The sequence below is a fragment of the Kitasatospora sp. NPDC093558 genome (assembly GCF_040683475.1).
Classification (GTDB): Bacteria; Actinomycetota; Actinomycetes; order Streptomycetales; family Streptomycetaceae; genus Kitasatospora.
Genome location: NZ_JBFBDY010000845.1, coordinates 1 through 2383 on the forward strand (window position 1 = coordinate 1; position 2383 = coordinate 2383).

Annotated in this window: 3 protein-coding genes; 2 read left to right on the plus strand and 1 reads right to left on the minus strand. The window is 70.2% G+C overall.

Going from position 1 to position 2383, the window contains the following annotated elements; translation table 11 throughout:
* Positions 1-153 precede the first annotated feature (153 nt).
* Positions 154-876 carry a helix-turn-helix transcriptional regulator gene (locus AB0O00_RS35990; protein ID WP_363658915.1) on the minus strand — a complete coding sequence of 241 codons (723 nt, stop codon included), beginning with the start codon at positions 874-876 and terminating at the stop codon, positions 154-156.
* Positions 877-1520: 644 nt separating this feature from the next.
* On the opposite strand from AB0O00_RS35990, the gene AB0O00_RS35995 reads away from it, so the two are divergent.
* Entirely contained in the window at positions 1521-2051 is a 531-nt protein-coding gene (locus AB0O00_RS35995) for a DUF5987 family protein (protein ID WP_363658916.1), read from the plus strand.
* The coding region (locus AB0O00_RS36000; RefSeq protein WP_363658917.1) for an FAD-dependent oxidoreductase at positions 2048-2383 on the plus strand (336 nt) is incomplete at its 3' end. The genes AB0O00_RS35995 and AB0O00_RS36000, both read left to right, overlap by 4 nt.

Below are 2383 nucleotides of genomic sequence, written 5' to 3' on the forward strand. Positions count from 1 at the left end.
CACCACCACGCCGCCTCGGGCTCGCCGGCCGCGACCGCGCCGTCCGGACGAGCGGCCCATCGTGCTCGGTGGGCCCCTCTGTCGTGTGCGGATGTCACGTCCGCTGCCGGTCCGACCGCCGTCCGCTGCCCGGCGACGGCGTCCGAACCGGGATCAGCCGGTGCCCGCGCGCGCCAGGCCGGCGCGCACGGCGGCCGTCCGGACGTCCATCAGCGCCAGCAGCACCGGCGGGTCGACCGTGTGCTTGGGCCGCATCACCACGTCCGCCGGGATCAGCGGCACGTCGGCGCGCACCTCGATCGGCCCGACCGAACCGACGAACACCTCCTGCTCGCCGAGCAGGACCTCGTCGAAGGCCGCGGGCACGGAGTGCGCCAGCAGGTACCACGTCCCGGGGGGAACACCGTCGATCAGGTACCGTCCGGGGCCGGGGAGGACGACGCAGCCGGCCGGACGGCCCTGGGGGATGCGGGTGGGGAACAGGCCGAGGAACACCTGCCCCAGTAACCCGGCGACGGCGCTGCGCACTTCACCCCGCACGGAGGACGTCTCGTCGGCCGCGTGGCCCTCGATGCCGATCCCGGGGGTGTAGCCGCCGAGCTGGCGGAACATGGTGGGGGAGATGCCGACGCTGGCCGCGAAGCGGGAGCTGAACGTCCCGACGCTGTTGTACCCGACGTGGTGGCTGATCTCGGTGACGGTGAACGTCGTTTCCAGCAGGAGACGTTTGGCCTCCTGTATCCGGATCGCGGAGAGGAACCGCCGGGGCGACACCCCCGTGACGCGCTGGAATTCTCGCGAGAAGTGGAATTTGCTGTACATCGCGGCGCGCGCCATGTCGTCAATGGTGAGTATCTCACCAATGTTTTCCTGCATGGTCTCGATGGCGCGAGTCACGGCCTGTTCGATAGCCGGCTTCATTGCTACCCCAGATTCTAGGAGCCGCTTTCGGTTCGACAGTTGTGATGCGCTGGCGCCGACCTGACCAGCAATAACCGCGGTCGTCTGGTCCCCCCCTCGGCAGCGTCAGTGCCCATGTTCAACCCACCCCCCTCCGCCCGTGAACGTTCAGCGGTTCTTCACCGCGGGTTGGCGAGCGGTCTTGGTCACCCTGGGACCGCCATGATCGGAAGTTGCGCGTCCGTGATGAATGAAGACCGTAGCAGTGCATGTCAGGCGCAACAAGAGCCCGTCATATTCATGGCATGCCCTCGGCCAGTGGCGGAATACCTACTCCGGCGTATTGCCATCGAGGCAGCAATACGGAAGAAGCGGACATGGCAAGTACGCGGCAAGTCGGCGCAACTGACGGGGCGTCGGGGGCAGCAACGCCGAAGATGCGCGGGGGCGTCGTTCGCATGCACGATACTGCCGTCGCGCCTGCGAAACGGGGGGCAGCGGTGCCCGCGCTCCGGTTTCCGAACGGCGCGCACCGGTATCGGCCCCCCGGCTTTCCCACCCACGAACCCGAGGAGACGCCAGTGCGCTCCGACATATCGGATGAGTACCGGGCCCGAACGATGACCCTGGAGGCATTCGCGGACACCATCGTCCCCGGCGAGAAGAGGTCGCCCGACGACCGGGCGGTGGCCGGCGTCTCGGCCGGCGGCGGTGCCGTCGCGGCCGGGGCGATCGAGCTGCTGGAGACGCCCGCGACCGGGATCTCCACCGCCCTGGACGACTACGCCGAGGCGCTCAACCGCCACGCCCGGGAGTACGCGGCCGGGCATGGGCTCGTGCTCGACGACGGCGTCCCGCCGTTCGTCGCGCTCGGCTTCGACGACCGCACGGCGCTGGCCAGGGAGTTGACGTCGCCCCAGCACCCCGAGAAGGAGCTGTGGGTGCTGCTGACCCTCTTCAGCAACATGGCCTTCGACACCGCCGCCCACCTGCACACCACCGACGCCCTCGCGGCCGGCCACCCGGGCCTCCTCGCGATGGGCTTCCTCGACCCCGGCGAGGACGCCCTCTGGCGGTTCCCCGACTTCTCCTACGGCCGCCCGCTGGCCGAGCTGCACCCGGACACGACGGCGACAGGGAGCCCGGCATGACCTCCACGGAGAAGACCGACGTCCTCATCGTCGGCAGCGGCTTCGGCGGCGCGATCGCGGCCTACCACCTGGCGGCCGGCGGCGCCAAGGTCACCGTCCTGGAGCGCGGCCCCTGGCTGACGGCCGGCGACTTCGAGCACGACTTCCTGCTCGGCTCCTCCTACACCAGGATCTTCGACTTCGTCGTCGGCGACGGGATGAGCCTGCTCGGCGGCAACTGCGTCGGCGGCGGCAGCGTCGTCTACTTCGCCGCGATGCCGCGCGCCCCGCGCTTCGTCTTCGACCGCGTCAACGCCGCGGGCGCGCGCCTGTGGCCGAAGGCCGTCAGCCGC